The 22137-nt window shown below is 61.1% G+C and carries 25 protein-coding genes and 2 pseudogenes; 14 read left to right on the forward strand and 13 right to left on the reverse strand.

Features of this window, described 5'->3' with window-relative positions:
- Positions 1–121: 121 nt before the first annotated feature.
- The 4 genes from B9A23_RS00715 (at position 122) to B9A23_RS00730 (ending at position 3177) form a co-directional block, all read left to right on the forward strand.
- Positions 122–397, forward strand: a complete 276-nt coding sequence (locus tag B9A23_RS00715; RefSeq protein WP_084276778.1) for an HU family DNA-binding protein — start codon at positions 122–124, stop codon at positions 395–397.
- Between the two features lie 167 nt (positions 398–564).
- Positions 565–1503, forward strand: coding sequence for an ArdC family protein (locus B9A23_RS00720; protein WP_084276779.1), 939 nt, complete (start codon positions 565–567; stop codon positions 1501–1503).
- Between the two features lie 11 nt (positions 1504–1514).
- Positions 1515–1937, forward strand: coding sequence for a hypothetical protein (locus B9A23_RS00725; protein ID WP_084276780.1), 423 nt, complete (start codon positions 1515–1517; stop codon positions 1935–1937).
- Between the two features lie 295 nt (positions 1938–2232).
- On the forward strand, positions 2233–3177 hold the full coding sequence (locus B9A23_RS00730) for a DUF2493 domain-containing protein (protein WP_084276781.1): 945 nt from the start codon (positions 2233–2235) through the stop codon (positions 3175–3177).
- A gap of 183 nt (positions 3178–3360) precedes the next feature.
- Here B9A23_RS00730 and B9A23_RS00735 read toward each other — a convergent pair whose 3' ends face one another.
- Positions 3361–3945 carry a YdeI/OmpD-associated family protein gene (locus tag B9A23_RS00735; RefSeq protein ID WP_084277455.1) on the reverse strand — a complete coding sequence of 195 codons (585 nt, stop codon included), beginning with the start codon at positions 3943–3945 and terminating at the stop codon, positions 3361–3363.
- A 493-nt stretch (positions 3946–4438) separates the two neighbouring features.
- On the opposite strand from B9A23_RS00735, the gene B9A23_RS00740 reads away from it, so the two are divergent.
- The gene (locus B9A23_RS00740; protein WP_084276782.1) at positions 4439–4828 is read left to right on the forward strand and encodes a single-stranded DNA-binding protein; all 390 of its coding nucleotides are present in this window, start codon (positions 4439–4441) and stop codon (positions 4826–4828) included.
- Positions 4829–4946: 118 nt separating this feature from the next.
- Here B9A23_RS00740 and B9A23_RS00745 read toward each other — a convergent pair whose 3' ends face one another.
- Complete coding sequence (locus B9A23_RS00745; protein ID WP_084276783.1) at positions 4947–5189, reverse strand: DUF6437 family protein; 243 nt, start codon at positions 5187–5189, stop codon at positions 4947–4949.
- 327 nt (positions 5190–5516) lie between these two features.
- Here B9A23_RS00745 and B9A23_RS00750 point away from each other — a divergent pair, with 327 nt between their 5' ends.
- Entirely contained in the window at positions 5517–5753 is a 237-nt protein-coding gene (locus tag B9A23_RS00750) for a hypothetical protein (RefSeq protein WP_084276784.1), read from the forward strand.
- Between the two features lie 105 nt (positions 5754–5858).
- Here B9A23_RS00750 and B9A23_RS00755 read toward each other — a convergent pair whose 3' ends face one another.
- Positions 5859–6053 carry a hypothetical protein gene (locus tag B9A23_RS00755; protein ID WP_084276785.1) on the reverse strand — a complete coding sequence of 65 codons (195 nt, stop codon included), beginning with the start codon at positions 6051–6053 and terminating at the stop codon, positions 5859–5861.
- A gap of 441 nt (positions 6054–6494) precedes the next feature.
- On the opposite strand from B9A23_RS00755, the gene B9A23_RS00760 reads away from it, so the two are divergent.
- Both B9A23_RS00760 and B9A23_RS23155 read left to right on the forward strand, forming a co-directional pair.
- On the forward strand, positions 6495–6821 hold the full coding sequence (locus B9A23_RS00760; RefSeq protein ID WP_084276786.1) for a hypothetical protein: 327 nt from the start codon (positions 6495–6497) through the stop codon (positions 6819–6821).
- The gene (locus tag B9A23_RS23155) at positions 6818–7903 is read left to right on the forward strand and encodes a hypothetical protein (protein ID WP_139797269.1); all 1086 of its coding nucleotides are present in this window, start codon (positions 6818–6820) and stop codon (positions 7901–7903) included. The genes B9A23_RS00760 and B9A23_RS23155 overlap by 4 nt, the downstream gene beginning before the upstream one ends.
- A gap of 12 nt (positions 7904–7915) precedes the next feature.
- Here the strand turns inward: B9A23_RS23155 and B9A23_RS00770 are convergent, their stop codons facing one another.
- The 5 genes from B9A23_RS00770 to B9A23_RS00795 form a co-directional block, all read right to left on the reverse strand.
- Positions 7916–8119 (reverse strand): DUF6961 family protein, encoded by a 204-nt coding sequence (locus B9A23_RS00770; RefSeq protein WP_254894907.1) that lies wholly within the window; start codon positions 8117–8119, stop codon positions 7916–7918.
- Complete coding sequence (locus tag B9A23_RS00775) at positions 8110–8538, reverse strand: hypothetical protein (RefSeq protein ID WP_084276788.1); 429 nt, start codon at positions 8536–8538, stop codon at positions 8110–8112. The genes B9A23_RS00770 and B9A23_RS00775 overlap by 10 nt, the downstream gene beginning before the upstream one ends.
- Positions 8539–8548: 10 nt before the next feature.
- On the reverse strand, positions 8549–9193 hold the full coding sequence (locus B9A23_RS00780) for a S24 family peptidase (RefSeq protein ID WP_084276790.1): 645 nt from the start codon (positions 9191–9193) through the stop codon (positions 8549–8551).
- A gap of 471 nt (positions 9194–9664) precedes the next feature.
- Positions 9665–10549 carry an ImmA/IrrE family metallo-endopeptidase gene (locus B9A23_RS00790; protein WP_084276794.1) on the reverse strand — a complete coding sequence of 295 codons (885 nt, stop codon included), beginning with the start codon at positions 10547–10549 and terminating at the stop codon, positions 9665–9667.
- Positions 10549–10878 carry a helix-turn-helix domain-containing protein gene (locus B9A23_RS00795; RefSeq protein WP_084276796.1) on the reverse strand — a complete coding sequence of 110 codons (330 nt, stop codon included), beginning with the start codon at positions 10876–10878 and terminating at the stop codon, positions 10549–10551. Before B9A23_RS00795 ends, B9A23_RS00790 begins: the two co-directional genes overlap by 1 nt.
- Before the next feature lie 155 nt (positions 10879–11033).
- Between B9A23_RS00795 and B9A23_RS22635 the strand changes: the two genes are divergently transcribed.
- From B9A23_RS22635 to B9A23_RS00815, 6 genes are all read left to right on the forward strand, one after another.
- Positions 11034–11177: a hypothetical protein gene (locus B9A23_RS22635; protein WP_176217829.1), complete on the forward strand. Its 144-nt coding sequence runs from the start codon at positions 11034–11036 to the stop codon at positions 11175–11177.
- Positions 11178–11388: 211 nt separating this feature from the next.
- Positions 11389–12834 carry an SMODS domain-containing nucleotidyltransferase gene (locus tag B9A23_RS00800; protein ID WP_084276797.1) on the forward strand — a complete coding sequence of 482 codons (1446 nt, stop codon included), beginning with the start codon at positions 11389–11391 and terminating at the stop codon, positions 12832–12834.
- Positions 12835–12847: 13 nt separating this feature from the next.
- Positions 12848–13747 carry an S-4TM family putative pore-forming effector gene (locus B9A23_RS00805; protein ID WP_084276799.1) on the forward strand — a complete coding sequence of 300 codons (900 nt, stop codon included), beginning with the start codon at positions 12848–12850 and terminating at the stop codon, positions 13745–13747.
- 89 nt (positions 13748–13836) lie between these two features.
- Entirely contained in the window at positions 13837–14322 is a 486-nt protein-coding gene (locus tag B9A23_RS22110; protein ID WP_217806569.1) for a hypothetical protein, read from the forward strand.
- A gap of 23 nt (positions 14323–14345) precedes the next feature.
- Positions 14346–14939, forward strand: a complete 594-nt coding sequence (locus tag B9A23_RS22115; RefSeq protein WP_139797271.1) for a DUF6338 family protein — start codon at positions 14346–14348, stop codon at positions 14937–14939.
- An 800-nt stretch (positions 14940–15739) separates the two neighbouring features.
- Positions 15740–15973 (forward strand): hypothetical protein, encoded by a 234-nt coding sequence (locus B9A23_RS00815; protein WP_084276802.1) that lies wholly within the window; start codon positions 15740–15742, stop codon positions 15971–15973.
- Here B9A23_RS00815 and B9A23_RS00820 read toward each other — a convergent pair.
- The 5 genes and pseudogenes from B9A23_RS00820 to B9A23_RS00835 all read right to left on the reverse strand — a co-directional run bounded on the left by B9A23_RS00820 (position 15960) and on the right by B9A23_RS00835 (position 22133).
- Complete coding sequence (locus B9A23_RS00820; protein ID WP_084276804.1) at positions 15960–18680, reverse strand: conjugal transfer protein TraG N-terminal domain-containing protein; 2721 nt, start codon at positions 18678–18680, stop codon at positions 15960–15962. The genes B9A23_RS00815 and B9A23_RS00820 overlap by 14 nt on opposite strands.
- A 33-nt stretch (positions 18681–18713) precedes the next feature.
- Positions 18714–20120, reverse strand: a complete 1407-nt coding sequence (locus tag B9A23_RS00825) for a conjugal transfer protein TraH (protein ID WP_084276806.1) — start codon at positions 20118–20120, stop codon at positions 18714–18716.
- Positions 20121–20139: 19 nt separating this feature from the next.
- Positions 20140–20472, reverse strand: a pseudogene (gene traF, locus B9A23_RS23165) (conjugal transfer protein TraF); the annotation flags it as partial.
- Positions 20460–21372 (reverse strand): annotated as a pseudogene (locus tag B9A23_RS22125) (conjugal transfer protein TraC); the annotation flags it as partial. The pseudogenes B9A23_RS22125 and traF, both read right to left, overlap by 13 nt.
- Positions 21372–22133 carry a TraV family lipoprotein gene (locus tag B9A23_RS00835; RefSeq protein WP_084276807.1) on the reverse strand — a complete coding sequence of 254 codons (762 nt, stop codon included), beginning with the start codon at positions 22131–22133 and terminating at the stop codon, positions 21372–21374. The pseudogene B9A23_RS22125 and the gene B9A23_RS00835, both read right to left, overlap by 1 nt.
- Positions 22134–22137 lie beyond the last annotated feature (4 nt).

A 22137-nucleotide genomic window follows, 5' to 3' on the forward strand; every position in this document is an offset into this window, starting at 1 on the left:
TGCGCTGGGGGGCCGCTTCCTTTGTTTTCCCTATTCATGTGGAAAAGCGCGGATTTGCCTTGGTTTGCGCTGCCAAACGCTCCTACCGAGCGCGCTCCGTTAAACGAAGGAACCACTTCACATGAACAATGCTGACCTCGCCGAGAAGATTGCCGAAGCAAATGGCCTGACCAAGGCCGACGCCCGCAAGGTCGTCGACGGCGTTTTTGCCGCGATTGCCGATGCCGCCGCGAGCGGCGACGAGATCGCGATCAATGGTTTTGGCAAGTTCAAGGTCAAGGCCAGCGCCGAGCGTGAAGGCCGCAACCCCTCGACCGGCGCGACCATCAAGATTGCTGCTTCGAAGAAGCTGGCGTTTGCGCCCGCCAAGGCGGTGAAGGATCGCCTTAACGGCTGATCTGTCTCGGCCCTGCGTCGCCGGTTTTCCGGTGCCGCAGGCCCGTCCGGCGCTGACATTTCAATCCAAGCGCCGATCTCAGAGAGGGGAGGGAGCCTGAGCCTGGGCGGACCTGACCGGCGGTTGTGTCGCCCGATTGGTCAGTCGTCCGGATCAGGAGACCCCTCATGGCCTATCGCAAGTCTTCGCAGGGCGGACTTTCGCCCGCGACCCGCATTACCCAGGAAATCATAACCCGCCTCGAAGCCGGGACCAAGCCGTGGATCCAGCCCTGGCGCGGGGTTCCGGTGTCACGACCCTTGCGCGCTTGCGGGATTCCCTATCGCGGCATGAACGTGTTCTGGCTTTGGATGGTCGCGGACATGTGCGGCTACGCCTCGCCCTACTGGATGACCTACAACCAGGCCAAGAGCCTTGGGGCGCAGGTCCGCAGGCACGAGAAGTCGACCATCGCGATCTTTTACAAGAGCTACACCAAGGAGGTGGAGGCCCCTGACACCGGCGAGAAGTCGGACGAAGCGCGCCGGGTGCTGAAGGCCTATCCGGTGTTCAATGCCGACCAGGTCGAGGGACTGCCCGAGCGGTTCCATCCAGCTGCCGCGCTCGATTTGGTCGAGCCTGAAGGCCGCGAGGCGGAACTCGACGCGTTCTTTGCGAGAATCCCGGTTAACCTTCGCCACCAGGGCGGTGAAGCCTATTACGAACCAACCCCTGACCGGGTCACGATGCCGCCTGAGCACCTGTTCGCCGGCTTCGACCACTACTATGCGACGCTTGCCCATGAACTGTCGCACTGGACCGGCCATTCCAGCCGCCTGAACCGCGACCTCAAGAACCGCTTCGGCACGGCGGCCTATGCAGCCGAAGAACTCGTCGCTGAGCTTTCGAGCGCGATGCTTGGGGCCGAGCTCGGGCTGCCGGTCACGCACCTCGATAGCCACGCGAGCTATATCGAACATTGGCTGAAGCTGCTGCGCGATGACGACCGCGCGATCCTTACCGCCGCCGCCAAGGCAGAGGAAGCCTCAAGCCTGCTGCTGAAGCTCGGCGGGCGCGCTCTGGCGGACGACGCGGCCGAGCCCGACGACATCGCACTCGCAGCCTGAAGGAGGAGATCATGGGCCGATCGGTCAGCTATCCCAGCGGTGCCCTTGTCGCTTTCACCGTGCTTGAGGTCGAAGACAAGGACGACTGGGAGTTCGAATACGAATGGCTGCGCGGCGATCTAGCCGAGCGCGCTGCCGCCGCCTTTCCCTCGCTTGCCCCGCACGAGGGCTGGCGCGGGCGCGAAGACCGGATCCTGATGCGCAACGCGTTCGCGGACTTCGGGGTTTCGGTTTATGGCAGCCTGGTCGCGGTCTGGATCGCCGAACGTGACGATGGCGCCTACTGGGACCTTGAATGGCGCACCGCCCGCTCTCCCCGCGCACAGCGCTGGCTTCGCCAGATCGCAGCACGCTTCGATGCGCTGTTCGGCGACTACGATTGCGTCGGCCACATGTCGAACGGGGAAGGCGTCTATCGCAAACGCGCGGCCTGAGGCCGGGCCGGTGCCAAGAGTGTCTGCATGGCACCCTCCTGATCTCAGCGGATCAGCGCAGCTTCTGGCTCCTGCCACGCGAGAGAGGCCCTGGGCCAGCCGGCGGCCCCCGCGCAACCCGGCTTGATCAGGCCCGTGTTGGCCGGTCCCTGACGGGCCTCGGCCTGCCCGCGCCAGCCTGACCAAGCGGGTTTCCCTGCGGTGCGCGTTGCCGCCCAAGACTGGCCCTGACGGGCTCTCGCTGGCGAAGCCAAGAGGCAAGCGTCGGCTGCACACCAGTCAGGAGGATACGTACATGCATACCAGCTTCACCGACCAGCTCGCCGGTCTCGATCTTGCCGGATTTTCGATTGGTCCTGCACCGCTGAACACCAGCGATTTTCCGGTCCGCGAAGCCGTGGTCCAGACGCTCGAAGCAGTCTGGTCCGATCTCTTTGCGCTGGTCTCCGGGACCGCGCTCGAAGCCGACGCCGAGGATCTGGGTTGGGCCTTCGTCAATCTCTTCCACCGTTCTGCCCACCGCAAGTCGACCGCGCTCGACCGCGCCACCGACGAAGTCCGCGCACTGGTCGCGACGGCCGATGGCTCCGAGATCCACACCTCCGAGCTCGAAACCCAGGTCGAGCGAGCGCAATGCGCCGAAGCCGCGATGCTGGCGCTCGAAGAGATGCGCGAGATCGCTGCTGGCCTCTACCTCAACGAGTTCGGTTCGTCCTGGAAGCCGGTCTCGAGCTCGCGCTTCAACCACGGCGCCATGCTCACCTCGGCGCTGGTCGAAGGGCGCGACTTCATGCGCGCCCGGGCTGAAGCCAAGCGCCGCGCGGCGATGCCCGCAGGCTCGCCGGTCGTGTTTGCCGGCGGACGCACGCGCCATGCCGACGAAGCCGATGCGATGACTTTCGCCAACAACGTTTGGGCCACGCTCGACAAAGTCCGCGACCGCGTCCCTGACATGGTCCTGATCCATGGCGGCGATACAAAGGGCGTCGACCGTCTCGCCTCATCCTGGGCCGAACGCCGCGGCATTGCTCAGGTGACCTTTTCGCTCGACATGCGGCTTGGCGCCCGTGCCGGGTTCAAGCGCAACGAGCGCATGCTGTCCCTCGACCCGCGCTACGTGGTCGCGTTTCCGGGCAATGGCGTCCTTGAACGCCTCGTGATCGAAGCCAAATCGCGGCGGATCACGGTCGTCGATCGCCGCGGTCCGCTCGGGACCAGCCCAAAGGCACAACCTGTATGAAGGCAGGCAAAAGAACGGCGGCATCAACAGATGCCGCCGCTTTGAAAGTCAGGATCTCTTTCGAGTCCTTCGGGTCGCAGGACATCGATAGGCCCGGTGGCCGATTCTATCCTTGTATGATTTCGCCATATTGCGAACGATTCCGAAATGGCACAGTCGCGCAGGCGTTCCTTACCCTAGCGCTCAGCCGTGGACCGTCTCGCTCCGTTCCAGCATCGCGACGAACTCGGCGATCTTGCGCGCACGGGTCTCAGGACGCTTCACGGCGCCGATCCGGTAGAGTACTGCATAGCGATTGGCACCGGTCAGCGTCGCGAAAAACGCTGCCGCCTTGGGGCTCTGATCAAGAGCTTCCCTGAGGTCAGCGGGGACTTCTATCTTGCTTGCCGGCGCATAGGCAGCCCCCCAGCGCCCGTCCGCCTTGGCCCTGTCGATCTCGGCCTGTCCGCGCGGCGTCATGCGCCCATCAGCGATCAATTCCAGCGCCCGCGTACGGTTGACCTCGGACCATTTGCTGCGCGCCTTGCGCGGAGTGAACCGGATGAGCCAGCTTTGCGCGTCGTACTTGTCGAGCTGCCCGTCGATCCAGCCGTGACACAGTGCGAGATCGATCGCTTCGGCCTTGCTCAGGCTTGCGATGCCGGCGCCCTTACGGGCGAACCGGAGCCAGGCCCCAGCCGCATCGCCGGGTTGCGCATCGAGCCAGTCGCCGAACCCTTGCGCGGTCTCGAACAGCAGTATCGGCAGACCTGATCTCATGTCGCTCATGGGCCGCAGCATAGGTCGCAACCGGTGCAAGGGAAGGCCCTTCGCACCAGCCTGTCGAAGCCTGCGCAACACAAGGCGACAGCCTCGGTCAAGGCAGATTCCACGGTTCGTTTGGCGCTGTCCGCGATCTCATCTTCGCTCCAGACCTTGCTCATTGCGTGATCGCCGCAGCGTACGGACAGGTGCTTGGTGATGCGCCTGCGGGATGGCGGATGGGTGCAGGAACGACCCGACATGGGCACGAACGATCGAGGTCAAAATCTCCAGAGCAGACACCCTGGACCACCCGGCTTCTTCGCGAACCGTCCCTTGAATCGGCCTTCGCCCAGACGCAACCCGCGGGACCTGTCCGGCCGTGTTGCCGCCCTATGGGCGGCTGCCCGCACCACCCGAACTGGCCCGGGGTTCCCCTACGGTGCGTCTCGCCGCTGGCCGCTTCTTCACTTGGGTTCGCAGCCGGGATGGTCCCGGATGCTCGTTCAGGAGAAGACCCATGACCAATCTCGTTATCCTCGTCGGCCGCATCGCTCGCGATCCCGAAACCCGCACCACGGGAGGCGGCACCAAGATCACCCAGGTGACCGTCGCGACCGACCGCCCGGCCCGCAAGGAAGGCAAGACCTTCAAGGACGAAAACGGCTACACGGTGAAGGACAGCGAATTCCACCGCGTGACCTGCTTCAACGGCCTCGGCGAGAACGTCGCCAAGTTCTGCACCAAGGGCCAGCTGGTGACCATCGAAGGGCGCATCCACTACACCCAGTGGGAAGACCAGAGCGGTGCCAAGCGCTACGGCTGCGAGATCATCGCCGACAAGGTCGATTTCCTCTCGAAGGGCAAGGCTGGCGGCAACGAAGCCGCACCCGACATCGACGAGGACTGACCGGTACCATTCGCCACAAGGCCCCGGCGGCGCAAGCCGCCGGGGCCTTCTTTTTGCTCTGTTTTCGGAGCGGCTGCGCGCGGGCATCGAACCCGCGCGCAGCCGGATCAAACAGGCATCAGGTAGACTTTGGCGTGGAGGCGAGGCGCTTGAGGCTTTCCTCGATCCCGAGCGCCATCGACTGGCGCATCAGCTGCCGCATCTGCGCCGGTTCGAGCACTTCAGCGCCGCATTCGAGCAGCACCTTGCCGAGTTCGGTCGCGGCGTCTTCGCGCAGCTTTGCTTCCTCGGCGGCGAGCTCCTCGCGTTGGCGTTGCACTTTCAAAAGCGCATCGCGTGCGCTCACTTTGGACCTGGCCATGGATCATCCTTTCGCTGGCCGTTGGTCCCCTCCTGCAGGCCGATGTGACAGGTCGCGCGCTTGTAGGAAAACGCTTTGTCGAGAGGCCGCACTATCTACGAGAGGGGGAAGGGCTCTCTCGCGAGAAGTCCGAGGGTGATGGAGGCTTTGGGGCCGCGTCAAGGACGACGGGGCCCCACCATTTTGCTCCAGGACCAAGGCCCTTCCACAAAATCGTGACCCCCATCGCCGCTTCGCGGCCGCGTGTTCCACGCGGTCCCTGACCCGTCCCGTCGCCCCCATCTTCTGCGCCCCTGATGCGAAGCATCGACCATCAGGAGACCTGCCATGATCGTATCTCAAGTCCTTGCCGCCACGCCGCTGCACTTTGACCAGGCTGCTTACCTAGCAGCGCTGGATCGGGCCCATGCGCGGTCCTACCACAGCTACTTCAACCAGTACGTCCTGACCGACGACGAAGCGGGGTTCATCACGGTCGACGAGGGCGATTACGGGGCACTGGCACCGCGCCTTTACGACCGGATCGTCGAGACCGTGCCGAGCAAACTCAGCGACGAAGACTGAAAACGAAAGCGAGGAGGGAGTCCGCTCAGGGCTTCCTCCTTTCTTTATGCTCGCAGCCCGTGTTGCATCCGGGATCACCTGCCGTCGTTTGCGTTTGCCAGGCTCCTACGCGCCGGTCTCCATCGCGTCGAACTCCTCGAGCCTGTCCGGGAGTTCGAGCAATTTCAGCGCGGCGGCAGTGATCGCTTCGGCCTGGGTCGGATAGGACTCCAACGAACTGATGGCGACACCGTCCGAGAAGCTGACAGTAGCCTGGAAACCATTGCCCTTTGGAGTCGCCGACAAGGTTACGCTCGCCATGGATTCGCTCCGCTCATGTCGAATTCAGTTCTACATCATATGCTAACCTGAGGCATCGCCCAATCTGTTTCCTGGCCCTGCAAACCGAGTTTCCGCATGGTGCGGCGGTCCGACCGGCATCTTGTTCAAAATTGTTTCTCAGCGTTTGAACCTGATTACCGGTACCGCACTTCGAAGTAGGGAACAGGGGGCACACCGTACGCCAGGCCTGGCAGGTTGGAGCAGCGTGCAAATCCGCCAATTCCAAGCTAGAATCGACCTCTCGTCACTTCGAAATCAGATTGATTTAACGGGATAAATGTAAATCACCTCAACTTGTAAGAGCGTGGAGGTGACGGAATTGTGCGGCGTTTATGTTCTTGACATGTTCTTTTGTGTGATGTAGCCCACAAACCAGCCTTGCGGGCGCAAACCAGGATCCAAGATCGAAGGATCCTGACAATGCCAAGACCAATATCCCTTCAAGTTTATGTCTCCCCCGAGCTTGCCGAGCAGGTTCGGGCCGCTGCTGAGGCCGACGGCCTCGCGGTCAGCGAATGGCTGCGCTCGCAGCTCAAGAAGGCGCTGGCAAACAGCCCTTCTGGGGCAAGCGATCGAGGCCTGCTCGACAAGCTCTATCGCCAGTCGCTGTTCGCCTTTGTCGGGCTCGATGCGCTGCTCTCGGGGCACCCCGATCATACCCTGCGCGAGCGTGCCCACACCGCCTGGAAAGCCCGCTGCAAGGAAGCCGGCATGGCCGTCGCCCCGACCAAGGGAGCCGCAAAATGAAGAAGAACCTCGTTGACTTCACCCGTGGCAGCCAGCTCCTAGGCCACTTCAGTTTCATGTTCGCAGCCGGCCTCAAAGGCCCGCTGATCATCGCGGCGATCATCGTGTCGTGGATGTCGTGGTGGATGCTGTCCACCGGGCTCACCGATCACGAAAGCTACCTCGTCTGGATGAAGCTCTACGCTGACCGCGAGCGCACCGCGATCTATGCATCGGGCCGCGAACTGCGCGGCAAGGTCAACGAAGCAGTCCAGACCGGTCTCAAGGCGAATGGCGAAATCGGCGAACCCTCGCTGCGCCTCCAGGTGCTGTCCCGGATCAACACCACGCAGGAAGAGCTGCGCCATGCTGCAACGTACCAGCCTGGCATGGTAGTCGAGGTCGAACGCGACAAACGCGCTCAAGGCCTCTCCAGGGGCATGTACACGGTCGTCGGGGTCGATGCCCGGCGCGAGCGGGTCGAGCTTGAGAACGAACGCGGCAAGCGGTTCGAGTTCCGCCCCGACAAGCTGCGACCTCAGGGCGAGCACGATGCCTTGCGGCTTTACGAGCGCAAGGAACTGTCGCTCCACGGTGGCGACCGCATCCGTTGGACCCATACCGACCACAAGCGCTGGTTGCTCAATGCCGATCAGGCGCGGATCACAGCGATCGATAAGGGCACGGTGCGGCTGACGACTTCAACCGGAATCGAGCATCAATTGGCCAAGGACGATCCGATGCTAGGGCGGCTCGATCTGGCCTATGCGCTCAACGCCCATATGGCCCAGGGCCTGACCTCGGATCGCGGGATCGCGGTGATGGACAGCCGCGAACGCAATCTCTCAAACCAGCAGATGTTCCTCGTCACGATCACCCGGTTGCGCGATGGCCTGACGCTCTACGTTAACAATGCCTCGCGGCTTGAGGCAGCGGTCGAGCGGAATACCGGCATGAAGCGTTCGGCACTCGAAGTGGCCGGGTTGCTGAGCGATGCTGCCGCAGCGGGGCAAGCCAAGGGCCAGGTTCCCGTTGCGGCTCCCGAGAAGCAGCCGCCCGAAAAGGATCGGTCGATTGTCAGGCCGTTCGAGATCGGGATCTGATCACAGCAGTGCTCAGTGCCGGGTTCCCGGTGCTTCCGCTCCAGTCTGGAGCTGTTCGATCCGCTTGGCGATCTCTTGCCAGGTGCGGATGCCTTCATCATCGCCCTTGAGCGCAAGCGCGCCGATCTGTTCGGCTATATGTAGAGCGGCCTTGTCACCGTGGGTCTTGAGCACTGTGCTGGCGCAGGCCCACAGTTCCCAAGCGCTTAGCGGCACCGGTGACCCCGCCAGTAGCGATCCCATCTGAGCACGGTCCCCGTTGCGACCATCGCGCAGGAGAGATCCTGGCCCGAAGGCAGCGTACACCAGCCGGCAGTGCGAGTTCCACCCGCAGAGCCTTCGGAAATACAGGTCATGGTTGGGCCGCGCACAACAACGTGGCCGGTGCGAAGCGTCCCGCGTGCGCCGCCGAACAAATCAACGAGCGCATCGCGGGCCTGGATTGCAGCGGCAGCAGGGCAGGGCTGATTGTCGCGACAGGTTCCGTCCATCTCGCGCGCTGCGATCCCGGCAATGCGGACGTGCGGGCCTTCGGCGCACCAGATCGGTCCATCGCCGTCATAGACATGGGTGGGGGTGCAGGTGAAAGTTTGGCCGGCGCTGACGACAGCGGCGGCAAGGGCAAGCAAGCTCATAGGCTCGTAGTTACTGCAACTTGCGCCCGAACCAAAGCACACGGCCGACGATGTTCACTGTCCGGCGATCGAGCCCGTTCCAGGTCGGGTAGGCGGGGTTGTCGCTTATCACCGAAACCTTGCGGCCCTGCGGTTCGATCGCAACGCGTTTGACCGCAAGGGTATCGTCCATGCGCAGGACATAGATCCCGTCGCGCAGCCGGGTCTGGTTGTCGCCAAGATCGACCAGCACGTCGTCGCCATCGCTCAGCGTTGGCTCCATCGAGTCCCCGCGCACCCCGATGATCGAAAGGCTCGGGCTCTTACTGGCGGTAAGTTTGCGCAGCCAATTGGGATCAAACCCGAACTGCGCACTCTTGGCTTCCATTTCGGCAAGGGCGCCATAACCGGCCGAAGCTTCGACATCGAGGATCGGCACCTGGACCAGATCGATCACCGGGCCCGAGCGCCGCGCCGGGCCGCCGAGCACCGCCTCATCCACGCCGAAGAATCGCGAGAGGATTGCGCGATCCCGCTCGTCGAGATGGCGCGGGCTGCCCTTGCGCATGAACTGCTGGATGTAAGAGACATTGCGGCCGAGCAGCCGCGAAATCCCTGAGTACGTGCATTTGCGCTCAAGGATCAACCGGTCCAGCGCTACCCGCGCTTCGTCCATCTCTGGGGCTTCCAAAACTGATTGCATAGGAAAATATCCTAGACTCTAGGAATGGCGTCCTATACGGAACAAAACAAGAACACAAGTCCTAAGTGAGTCGACGCCTATGGAGCTTCTGGATCAGATCGAGACCTACCTAGCGCAGCACCGGATGCCACCCAGCAAGTTCGGGAGGCTTGCGGTTGGCGATCCGAGGTTCGTTGAGGATCTCAGGGGAGGGCGGCTCCCACGAGCCAAGACCTGTGACCGGGTGCGATCCTATCTAGTTGAGAGGTCCGCCGCGAGTGCTCAACAGTTGCTTTCGCAGGGGACTCAGTCGCCAAGGTTTCCGAGCCATGCGAGCCCGCATTGATCGAGGAAATGTTAGACCTTGCGCAATTTATGTCCGCTCTCTTCGGCGATCTCGGCGCGATACTGTTCGTCCGCACTTTGCCACACAAGGGACATTGCTGGTCTCGCATAGGGTCTCAGCTACCGCCCATAAGCAAAACGAGGCCTATAGCTCTCGACGAGTGCAGCCTCCTCATCTTCGTCTTCGTCCGGCACTGCCGGAAGCTCCTCGCTTGAGAAAACTGTGAGTGTGAAGCCGTAACTTCCGAGCCCGATGATTTCCTCATCCAGTCGAATTCCGTCTGGCCCGTCGAACCACTCACTGAGTGTCGTTTCAGTATTGGACCGTCGTGCTTGCGCAACATTCAAGGGATCCGAATTGAACGCGCGCGTACCGGTGTCGGGAAGTAGGTCGTCTCTTCGGGGATAAGCGCGCGGCTTCAGCTGCTTAAAGCCATCGGATAGGAAGCTGTAGCAAACGCGCTCACCTCGGCTCACCACGACAGCCATCGGATAGGGACAGCATTCGGCGGCTCGAATTGCCGACGCAGTCAGCGAACACTCAGACTCAAGCGCTAAGCGTTCGACACCGACCAAGCCGACTTGGTTGTGGTCAAGCGCCCGACGCACCAGGCCGGTCGGCATGAGAAGACCGGACGAGAAATGATCAGCTTCGATCTCGATTGAGTTGCTGCCTTGGGTGAACCCCGCGCGTGAAATATGTACGGCGGCGTGCTTCATGATCTCCTCGGGATGACCCTCGAGAAAGAAGTGACCGAGCTCATGCCCGATCGTAAAGCGCTGGAAACCAGTGCTGGTGATGTTTGTGGCGTAGAAAATACCTACGCCGTGGTCTCCGAAGATGATGCCGCCACTCACACCGGCTTGGTCGGGCTTCTTCGCCTCGACAAGGATGTCTTCATTGGCTGCGATCCTGAAGGGATCAATCGGGAATGAAGTAAAGCCGTGTTCCTTCGCCTTGCGCTCGCCACATTTGCGAGCCCATTCGAGGCGAAACCTGCTCATTACTTTGCGTCTGATCGGCGCTTGGCCATGACTTCGATCATCATCTGGATGTGTTCGCGATCGGCGTCTGTTAAATTCTCCTCACCACGGAATGCCGTTGTCGCACCTTCCATGCTCTTCACTCTACCCAGCAGGTAGTCCGAACTCACATTGAGGGCTTGGGAGAGCGCGCGTACATTCGCGAACGACGGTTTGCGCCGATTGCGCTCGAAGTGTCCGATTGCTGCGGCCTGCAGACCGGATTTTTGCGCCAACTCAGCTTGGCTGAGTTTCCGTACTTCGCGGGCTGCAATCAGCCGCTCTCCAAACTGGTTTTCCTCTGATGGCATCCTTGACCTACGATGTAAACATAACTATATCTACGATATCGTAGGGAAAGTTGCGTCACTTTGGTGACGCTCATTTTTGCCCGAAATCCCTACGAATTCGTAGGTTCTGTTACGACGAATCGAGCGACTGGTCAACGGGGAAGGAGGTGAAAGTGATGGCAGGCAAGAAAAACTCCGAGGTAACCAGTGCCAAGGTTGCCTCTGCAGCGTCCAAAGTGCTGCGCGATCCGAAGTCGAGCAAAGCGGCTAAGTCTGCGGCAGCTTCGGCGCTGACGCAGCGTCCCAATAAGAAGAAGTAGCCACCGGCGGGTCGGGGCTAGCCCCCGACCCGCCATTTCCATGAAAGGAGGTCAATATGGCGAAACGCTATGTTAACTGCACCTGCAAGCACAGCCAAGGCGACATCACCGGAGTGTGCACAACGGGCAGTTCCGGTCGCCCGGCTCAAAGTCGGACGCGATCAGCGACATCGAAACCGGCCCCCACGAATGCTGAAAGGGCGGTCACTCTGTGAAACTCGTATCCCAATTCAAATCGTTCCTGACCGATACGGTGAATCTCAATCAGACCCGGCTCGACGCACTCGAGTCCAATGTCGAAGCCATCAAGAATTTCGTGCGCCAATGCGACTGGGATCCGAAGATCAAGTCGTTTTACCCGCAGGGTTCCTGGGCGCACGACACAATCATCAAGCCGGTAGATGGCGGCGAGTTCGATGCCGATCTGCTGGTGATGGTCGAGCCTGTCAAAGACTGGACGGCGGCCGACTACGTCAAGTCGCTGGGCAAGGCCTTTGCTGACAGTTCGACCTATGGAGACAAGTGCAAGACCTGGGACTATTGTGTGACGATCACTTATGCGGGCGATCGCAAGGTCGATATCGCGCCTTGCGTGCTTGGGCGACAGATTCCGGGGCGCCTCGAGGTCTGCAACAAGCCGCTGGACACGTTTGAGCGCTCTGAGCCGGTCGGCTATACCGAGTGGCTGAAGAAGCAGAATGGCTATTCGGGCGGGAACTCGTTCCGCAAGATTACTCGGCTCCTCAAATATCTGCGCGATATCAAGACTACTTTCACCTGCCCGTCGGTGCTGCTCACGACGCTTCTGGCGAGCCATATCCACTGGACCGATAAGGACTCGGATTCGTTCGCCAACGTGCCAACGACGCTTAAGACCGTTATGGGAAGGCTCGACGATTGGTTGCAGGCGAGACCCGCCAAACCGGTAATTGCCAATCCGCATCTTACCTCTGAGGATCTCGCCTCGTGTTGGTCGGAAGTGCAATATTCCAATTTTCGGAACTTCATCAACAAGTACCGAAAATGGATCGACGAGGCTTACGACGAGCCGGACCGGTCTGCCAGCATCACGGCCTGGCGTCGCATCTTCGGCGATGATTTTGCCAAGGGGGAGGAGGTTCTGGCGAAAGCGAGCGTGTCGGAGGGTACGTCATTGGTCGGCCGTTTGTTGGCGAGCACTGCAGCGCACCTTGACGAACTCGTCGATGCGGTGGCGAACTACGGCGTGCGCATCCTGCCGAGCGATTTTTTTGCACCACCGCACATGCACGCACCGCGTTGGCCTAGAGCCGAGACCTTCACGCGAAACGTGCAGGTGGTGGCGAAATGGTATGGCTCGAAAAGCGCCGCGAATGGGCGCCCGCTCCAAAGGGAAGAGGTGCTTCATCGGCATGGCGGGATCTGGTTTGACGTGACCGTCAATGGCGGACAAGAACTGCCGGCCGGTTACCGCGTCCAGTGGCGGATTACCAATACAGGCATTATGGCAATTGCACTCAATGCAGGACGCGGCGACTTCTATGCTCCGCAGAGCGGAAACCGAAGGTGGGAAGAATTGAGCTATCGTGGAGTCCACTTGGCGGAAGCATTCATTATCAGGAGGGGCGATGACAAGCTGGTGGGGCAGAGCGACCCGTTCCCGGTGATCATCGAATAGCGGGTGCTGACTTATGCAGAATCAAATCACCACCCACCAAAATGAGCCGCGGTTCTTGAAATTTCTTCGGGCGAGATCGGAGACTTACCGCGAGGCCAGTCACTGGCAGATTGCGCAATTTGTTCTCACCGTCATCACACCGTTGGTGGGAGCAGTCGTTGCAATTATGACACCGGATGCGAGGCCCTATGTTGCTGCAGCCGCCTTGGTGATCGCCATGCTGGATAGCTCGTTGATCGACCGCATTCAGAAGCAGAAACTGAAAACGGCCGCCCGCATCGCCGAACAATTCGACTGTGAACTATTGGAAATGGCTTGGAATCCCTATGCGGCCGGCAAGAAGGTAGAGCCTGAGGTTATCGAGGGCGCGGCCCTGCGTTGGCCCAATGGCGAGGCGAAACTGAAAGGGTGGTACCCTTCTGCGGTCGAACAAGTGCCCATCCACCTTGCTCGGATTATCTGCCAGCGCACCAATCTGTGGTATGATGGCACGCTTCGTGAGAAATATAGTTCGATCCTGCTCTGGTCCGCGATCGTTATTGCGATTCTTTTGTTTTCAGTAGGTTTTGCGGCTCAATTGAGCCTGATTGATTTTGTGGCCGTAGTAATAGCGCCCGTTACACCGGTATTTGGCTGGACGCTTCGCGAATTTTTTCGACAGCGGGATGCCGTTGAGGCTCTCAAGTTTGCAAGGGCCGAGGCCGAAGCGCTTTGGGCTGCTGCGCTGAATGGAGGATGCGAACCGTCGGAATGTGCTCGTCGTTCCCGAGAGTTTCAAAACACAATCTTTGCTCGACGTGCCAACAATCCTCTGATTTTTCCCAAAATCTATGACCGCCTTCGGTCAAGCTTGGAGATTCAGATGAACCGAGGCGCTGAGGCGTATGTGAACGAGCTGAAGGACGGTGGGTGACCGGACGGCGACCGGAATTGAGGTGGCTTTGAGATCCACAGATTTTTGAATCGCGTTCCGGTTTAGTTCTGGAATGAGAGCTAATTCTGATGCAGTCTCCGCACATGATTTTTGCCCATCAAACGCAGCTGGTTACGCTCGCTAACGTATCCGTTGGAAGTCTCGTTTTGGCATCTGGATATGACCAATCCAGTGTCGCGGCCCTGGTTTGCGAATTTGAGAACGAAAAGTGCCTCTTACGTGTTGGGCAGAATTGCCATGTATTCCAGGACAATTTTGGTTCCGACTTGCTGGATTTGGGCGCCGCAGTTGCGAAATTTGATCCTGGTAGTGCGGCTTCCAATGACGCCTTTCCGCGAAGCGGCGCGCTCTTGATCACAGCCGAAGGCCCCGGTGTATTTGAGGCAGCCGGACGAATTGGTTCTTCAGGTGGATACCTGACCTTATTGAACGGCGTCAGACAACATTTCTACCGATCGCGAGGAATTCCAACATTCTGCCGATGGGAACTGGGCATAGTGCGCGATAACGAGTTTGTCAGCGTGGCAATCTTTGACCTGACTCAAGATGCGTAAGATTCGTTAACAGGAGGATTCTTTTGTCCGACATCCCTTCGTCTGCAGAATTGACAAGTTTGGCCAGTCTGCTTTCGCCTGGGGTTATCATTCTGTGGGTCCGCAGTAGATTTAGGGACGCAAATCAATCTAAACTAGCCGATCAAGTCATTAGCTTTGCCCTGATTTCCGTTGCTTATCGAGCGGCTACCTATCCCCTCTTTCATGTTCAGGCAGGTTTAATTCTGCCTGAGTGGCTATGGCAGTTTTCGTTAAACTTTCTAGTGCCACTTGTGGTGGCTGCTGTACTTGTATTTTTTGATCGATCAGAGCAGTTTTATAAACTTACTCAAAAGCTTGGTCTGAGGCCAACTCATCACGAGCCGACCGCATGGGATTTTGCTTACCGGAGCCGGGGCCCTTCCTATTTATTGGTGCATCTGAATGATGGTTCGACGGTTGCTGGTGTTTGGGTTGAGGGTTCGTTTGCATCTTCGACGCCAGGCGATCGAGACTTGCTTGTCTCACAGCTCTGGACCGTTGATCCTAGTGGCTCTTGGCATTGTGTGAAGCCGCCGCGTGCAATGCTTATTTGTGGCGGATCAATCCGAATGGTCGAATTCATCGAAGGAGGCTAAGTGTGGAAAATCCGGAAAATAACAAGGCGGCCGGTCAAGTAATCCTGAAGAAGGGATACACCGCCCCCAAATCGCCGACGATGGCCAACGATGGGCATAGGCCTGCAAGTGGTCAACTTGGCGCTCCTCCAACATCAGGAAGCGTCGTGTCCAAGCCGCCTGTGAGCAAGAAAGACTAGTTGGCCGTTGGAGCAACGTAGATGAGCAAGATCAAAGGCGGAAGCGGATCCGGAACCGTCAGAGGAATCGCAGTTGGCGGCCCTAAAAAGGTCTTAGGGGGGTACCAAGGCCCGCGCGGAGGTCTTGGCACACCTCCGACAGGAAACGGCGGAGGTGGAGGATCCGGAGGAAGCGGCAACGGCGGGGGCTTTGGCTCGAACAAGAAATAATTCGACCAAAGATTTAAGGCCTCTTTGGGGGGCATTCAAAGTCACACGATATTTGAGCTGAGCGGGAATTCTCGAAGGTCGCACTCTGGCCTCGCAAGCTCGGACCAGGGTGCGGCGTTCTCGTCGCTGACCCGCAGGCACTCTTGCGGCTCTCCTTGCCGAACGCCGGCTGACGCCCAGTCCCGCGCGCCTGGCGTTCTGCTGCGTCGAGCCTTGCAAGGGTGCCGTCCTTTGCCGGCTCGCGGAGCGAGCCTGACGCACCGCAGTGTGTCCACCATCAGAGGGCAGCCTACCCCGCATTAGTAAGGGAGGGGAGGGCGCTTTGGATTGGCGCCGACGAATGCGACCGAACTCGAGTATTTTCAGCTTCTCGGCTCGGAAGTTTCTGCTATGTTCCAAAGGAGCAGATCAATGAACGCCATCATGACCGATTTCGACTTCAAGCGCGGTAGCGAACCAGTCCCCGAGAAATGGGAGGGATTTGCCGAGCTTGATCGCGCGCTGGCCGAGAACCGTCTAACCGAATACCGGATCAAGAAGGCTTGGGCTGATCCTTGGGCACGGGCTCTTGGCATTGGCGTTATCACCCTCTTCGTCGCGTTCGGCGTTTTCGTGGTCATCAATGACCTGATCATGGGCCACTAGGTTTCCACTCTTTCACTTCGTCTGCCGCTTCCGCGCTCGCGCCTTTGGCCCCGCCAGTGAGACCGTCAAGGCGTGATCGATCAACACTGATCCGCTGGCGACCCGCGCCCTGCTGCCCTACGACTTCGTCATGGAGTGTCGAAGGCGGGGGACTTTGCGGTAGGCCACCTGGCGCAGGGATGGCGCCTAGCGGGGCCGAGGCGCGCACGCTGGCGGGGGTGCTGATCGACGGGCTGCCAATCGGCGCAACAGGCGGAAGTACGAGATCGCTTTCGACCTCGGATTTAATTCTGCCAGCATAAGATTCGACGAACTTGCGCTGAAGTGCCTGGCCCTTGGGGCTAAGCTGGAAAGTCGTGTCATCAAACCGAACGTCACCGTAGTAATCGCGGTTGTTCTCGATCTCAGCCATTCCCCATTCGCGGTAAGTCTGGCTGAGGTTGAGATTTCCGGCAGCATTGCTGCCCGAGTAGAACGATGCCTGTTGTTCGAGGCGATTGCCGGTCTCTTCGGACCGGCGAGCCTCGAGCGAACTGGTCCTGGTCTCGGTAAGGGAAGCATTGAGTCCGCTTGCGGTCGAATGCACTCGGGAGTTGGTCGACGTGCTTACCGTGCGCAAGAACCCGTCGCGCGTCGTGGTCCAGTTGTGGCTGTCCGAGATCTGGCTAAGCGTCCCAGCAATTTTGTCCCGGTCCTCTGACGCGATCCCAATGTCGCTGTCCGTCCACGATTGATTACGACCACCTTTCAAACTTGCACCAGCGCTGAAAATACCAGAGTTGACTCCAGCGCCGCCGGATGCCTCCCCATTCAGGAACCAGGATGTCGTGATGTCGTCCGCAGCGCGGCGCGAAAGCCCGTATTTTTGCTGGAGGACGTTTGAGGCCTGATCGACTTCGCTGTAGGCGCTCTGCACGCTGTCGGAGCTCGACGTACCGCCGGCGTTCTCGATGCTCTGGCCGCTATTGGTCTGGTCGCGCAGCTCGCGGAACTGCGCGATCGAGCTGATCGTCGATTGCTGAGCAAGCGCACTCTTTGCCTGGCTGTTGGCATGGTAACCGCTTGCCATGGTCGAGAGGCGCGAGGAGAAGTCGCGGCCGAACGTAGGGGTGAACGGGTAGCTCGAATTCGGGAGCTGATCGTAGGCGGCCTCGGGATAGCTGGTGGTCTGGCTGCCGCTGTCGCTGATCGTGCGGGTCTGCGCCGCGCCATAGGTGAAGCTTGGCGTGATCGTCCCTTGCGCGAACTGGCGGGTCATCACGGTCGAGTTCTCGAGGCTGGTGTTGCCGAGCGCGACATTGCCGGTGCTCGCCTCGCGCGCGGCTTCCTCAGCTGCGTTCTGGCTCGGATTGAGATAGCTCGTGGCCTGGTGCGAGATCGCCATCGCTCCTTTGGCGACGCCGCCCGCGAGAAACGGCACCGACGCGATCAGATAGCCTGCAAGCAGCCCGATGTCGGAATTGACGTCGGCCATGCCGGTGAACGTCGCGAGGCTGAGGCCACCCGCTCCCGCGACAGCGGTCATGTCGGCGGCGCCTTTGACCATCAGTATCATGTGGAGGATCACAAACAGCGGTCCCCAGGCGGCAAGGTAGAAGAACCCGGTGACATAGCCCTTGAGCGCCAGCGGACCGGTCTTCGGCAGCAGAAACAGCGGAAACAGCACCGGAAACAGCGCGTAGAACAGCACGGTCAGCACGACATTGAGCAGCGGCACCCATTTCATCGCGGAGTTCGCGATCGAGGAATAGGTCCGCTCGGTCTGGATGTCGGCGCGGGTCTGGGCATAGACATCGACATTGCCTGCACCGCTCGCCCCGCTGAACCCATGCATCGCCTGGCCCATAGCGTTAATCGTCAGCGTCTGCTTGAACAGGTCGGTGGCGCTCGCCGAAACCCCGGTGAGGTACTGGTAGGCGACCGGCAAATCGGCAAACAGCTTGGCGTTGGCAATTGCTGCGGTCTGATTGGGGTAGAGCTGGCGACCAAACGCTGTGCCCATGGCGTCGATCAGCGATGTCCACTGCGCGTTCATTGCGTCATAGGCCTCGCGGCAGGTTAGAATCGTGGAGGTGACCTGGCCGCCGGCGTCGCGGGTGAGGAAGCGCTGGGCGCGGGCCTGGCTGCCGGGCGCGATCGTGGTCCAGATATCGCTGCTCTCGGCGAGCTGCTTCATCGAATAGCGACCGAGCAGCACATCGTAGAACACGCATTGGCGGAAATGTTCGTCGAGGTTCGCAGCGAACTCCGGATCGGAGACGCGAAGGGAGCGGGTCGCGTCATAGAGCCGTGCGCCGTAGATCATCCCGTTCTTCGAGTAGTTGAGATCGCCGGGCAGGCCGAACACGACCTCGGCCGAGCCGGTCAGGTAGTCGCCGACCTGGCTGGTGAAGCTCGCCATCAGCGCCAACCCAAGCGGCACGTTGCTGACATTGGCGGGCGCTAGGCTCGGGTTGAGCCGGTCGGTGATGTGCACGTCGGTGCGCGGCACCATCAGGCAGGTGTACATCAGCGTAGCGCCGAGGAACCAGTTGATCCAGGCGCGCCAGTCCTGGCCAAACGCCAGCGTGATCGCCGAGAGCGCCAGCCCCATGACCATCACGACCTGGAGCAGGCTCTTGTAACCGCCGCTACCGGTCCAGGCGGCAACCGCCTGGAACACGTTGACCAGATAGTCGCCGCCGCCAATCGTGAAGATCTCGAGCATGGGATTGGGTGCCTTCTTCGGCTTGAAGGAATGTCAGTGGGTGAGCGCGCGGGTCTGAAGGCCGCGCGACCAGTCGAGCGCGGCGGCCATGCCGGGCGACATTTGCGTCGCAAGCACGTTCTCAATGAACGCGGTCTTCTCTATTATCTGCAACACCGCATTGACCTTGAGGTGGGTGTTGGCCTGCCGGTCGGCGAGCGCCTGGCGGACGGTGTTCACTTGCCCCTGCCACATCGCGATCTTGGCTTCGTCGGCGCCGATAAAGCTCGACATCGAGCGCCCGGCTTCGCTGACGATCCGGTCGAGCACCGCGAACAGCAAGTCGACCGAGGCGAGCTCGGCAAGCGTTTCGCGATCATCGGTCGGCATGCCGCGCCCGTAGGCGGCCTGGACGGTGAGGATCTTGTAGAGCGGGACCGAGGAGACCTGGAGCAGCTCTTTCTGCGCTGCGGTGATCGGAGTGTCATCGCGGATCGCTTGCACCATCCCGTCGATCAGCGTGGAAACCCGGTGACGCAGCGATTTCGAGACGGGGAGGTTGAGGGAGCGGAACCCCGGATCGAGACATTTGTCGGTTTCGTCGCAGTGGAAGGTCAGGACATTGCCGTTCGATGTTCCATCGAGCAGCGAGGTGACGAGGGTCGAGGAGCTTTCGCCGACGATGGGCACGAACTTGCCCGGTTCGTCGTCCTTGGGCGGCACGTAGATGATCGTGCCCAGCAAGGTCATCGCGTATTCGGCAAGCTCCTGGTCGAGGGCGCCGTTCGGCGAGAAGAACGCCGACTTCTTGAGGATCGTCCAGGTGTAGTTGCGCGCCACGCCGGGATTGACGTCGTCGTATTTGCCCGCACCCGCCGCAGTGGTGCTGGTGCGCTGGCCGCGGGTGCCGCAGCCGTGCTTGGCGGCGGCGTAGTCGGTGAAAATCCCTTCGGAGTTGCCGATCGCCTCGCAGATCGCCTTGTCGGCAAGATCGCCCTTGGGCCAGATTCCGCCGACCAGGCCCTGGGCCAATTCGCACGAGTTGATGTTGAGGTTGTTCATGAGCTGGGCCTTCTGGCTGAACTCCTGCATGATCTTCGAACACTCGGGGCAGACCGTGTCGATCGCGAGGGAGAACGCGAACCCGACCGCGTTGTTGGCGACGGCTTTGAGCATCGCGACGATCTCGCTGGCATTGATGAAGCTGAAGGAGCCGGCGAAGATGTCGATCCCGCCGCAGCCAGCGCGGGCGCGCGGCAGCTGGAGGTTGGCGATGTTGGTCGTTTTCTGAGGGAAGCGCGTCCAGACATTGCCGAGGCTGTAGTAACCCGCCGACTGACCCTGGAACGCGGTTGGACCGTTGACCTGCGCTGCGCCCCCAACGTCATTGAGGAACGAGTCCATCGAACTACCGACATCGGCATGGAGCGAGGTCAGGGGGAGGGCGGCGGCGAGTAGCATCGCGACGATGCGTTTGAACCTAGTAGTCACGTCCGGCTTCCTTCGAGGTCAGGAGGTAGATGCGGTCCTGGAGTTCGTCGGCGCTCATCACGCCATATCCGATCGGGATCGCGCGCGCCGTGGCCGCGTCCCACAGGACGACGGCGGGGGTGATGCCCGGATCGAGCCCCATGCGTGCCCGCTGGTTGGTCTCGACCGTGTAGCGCGGGAAATGGCGCGAAGGCCCGCCGTCGGTCGACACTGCGCGAACGGTGATGTGCCAGGTCTGCGCGACGCTCTGGACGATCGGCGACATCACCTCGCAAGCCCCGCAGCTCTGTGCGAAGAAGTAGAACAGCCCGTAGCGCTCGGAGAACCGCAGCTTGTCGGTGAAGAGATCGCCGATCAGCCGCGCGCATTCGTGCGGCGCCCAGCGCGGCGGCATGTTGCGCACCGCAAAATGGCGCACGTCGAAGCGGTCGGGGTAGACCGCGCCGATCTCGGGCACGCCCTGTTTGTGGACGCCGGTCGCCCGGAACCGTTCGGTTCCAAGCTCGATCCGGTCTTCGCGCACCAGCAGCTCGATGTCGCGGCGGATCGCCTGATTGGCGATCGGATCATTGGGATTGTAGGGCACCGCATCGTCCTGCGGCGCGGTGGTTGGCGAGGTCAGGTCGTCGAGCAGCGCGATGAGATCGTGCGGTTCGTATTCGATCACGCCGAGGTTCAAGGACTTCAGCATCGCGATGAGTCCCTCGCGGGCGTGAGTGAGCTCTTCGTTGCTCACCGCCTTCGCTGCAGGCACGCCGAGCGAAATCACCACCTGGTGCGCGCGGGCGTGGAAGGGGGCGTCATTGGCGCCCGATGTCCAGACCATCGAATAGAGCTTCTTCGCGCGGTGGCGTGCGATCGCTTCGTAGACCCCGCCCTGTTCGTAGCGCGGTGCGAACCACGGGCCGACGATCCGGCTGATCCGCGGGCTGGCGAGATGGAGGATCTGCAGGCAGGAGCCCGCCGGCAGGCCTTCGGAGAAGAACGCGCCGAGGATTTCGCCAGTCCGCTCGTCAGCGCCGATCAGCGGGGTGACCCCGAGCACGAAGCCTTTCGAGCGGGCGTTGACGTAGAGCCGGCTCGTGGGATCGTAGACCCGGTATGGGAGCCAATCCGAGAGCATGTCGAGCATGAGCATGGGGCGGCCTGCCTCGACCTGCTCGGCATCGCCAAGCAGGCCTGCCAGCAGGCGTTCGCGCAGCGCCCCGAACGAAAGCGCCATCACTTGGGCTCCTTCTTGGGTGCAGCGTCTGCGGCCCGCTTGAGTGCCTTTGCCGCTTCGATCGCTGCCGCACTCGGCCAGGCACGCTTCATTTCCTCCAAAGGCCGGGGAGCCCGTCCATGCGGGGTGGGGGACATGTCGGACCCCCCGGCGGCCGACGGGGGCGCGTCGGCCTGGATCTCGCCGCCCGGGGAGGGGAGGACAAGCGGCGAGGAAGGGATGAAGGGATTGGTGGCTGCGGGATCACTGTCTTCGGGAGACAGCGGGGCGGGGTTCGCATTAGCGTCGACGTCGGTCTTGCGCGAAGCATCAGCGGCGCGGCGGGCCTGGTCCTTGAGCGCGTCGCGCAGTGCGCGCATCGTGCCCTTGGGCTCGGTCACTTTGCCGCCGCTGAGCTCGCCCGCCCAGCGCGCCGCCTCGACCACGGTCCAGACCGCAGCTTCGTCGTGCAGCGTGCCCGAGGTGTCGACGTGCGCCGGGAACACGACCTTCAGGGTGCGTTCTCCGGTCCGGGCGGTATCGGCCGCAGTTACAGCCACGCGCTGGCGAACTGCCGCGAGGTCGCTGCCTTCGGCCTTGATCAGTTCGCGGATCGCCTTGGCATCAACTTCGCTGAGGGGCTGGCAGCCAGCTCCATGTGTTCGACTGGCTTGCGCGCGGCACGAGAAATCGCCCGCGATGTTGGTGCCGAGATGGGTGCAGCCGGCGAGGCCGAGCGCGAGACTGAGGCTGGCGAAGACGAGCGGGATTGAGCGGTACATAAGC

Source organism: Novosphingobium sp. B1 (assembly GCF_900176395.1).
Taxonomy (GTDB): Bacteria; Pseudomonadota; Alphaproteobacteria; order Sphingomonadales; family Sphingomonadaceae; genus Novosphingobium.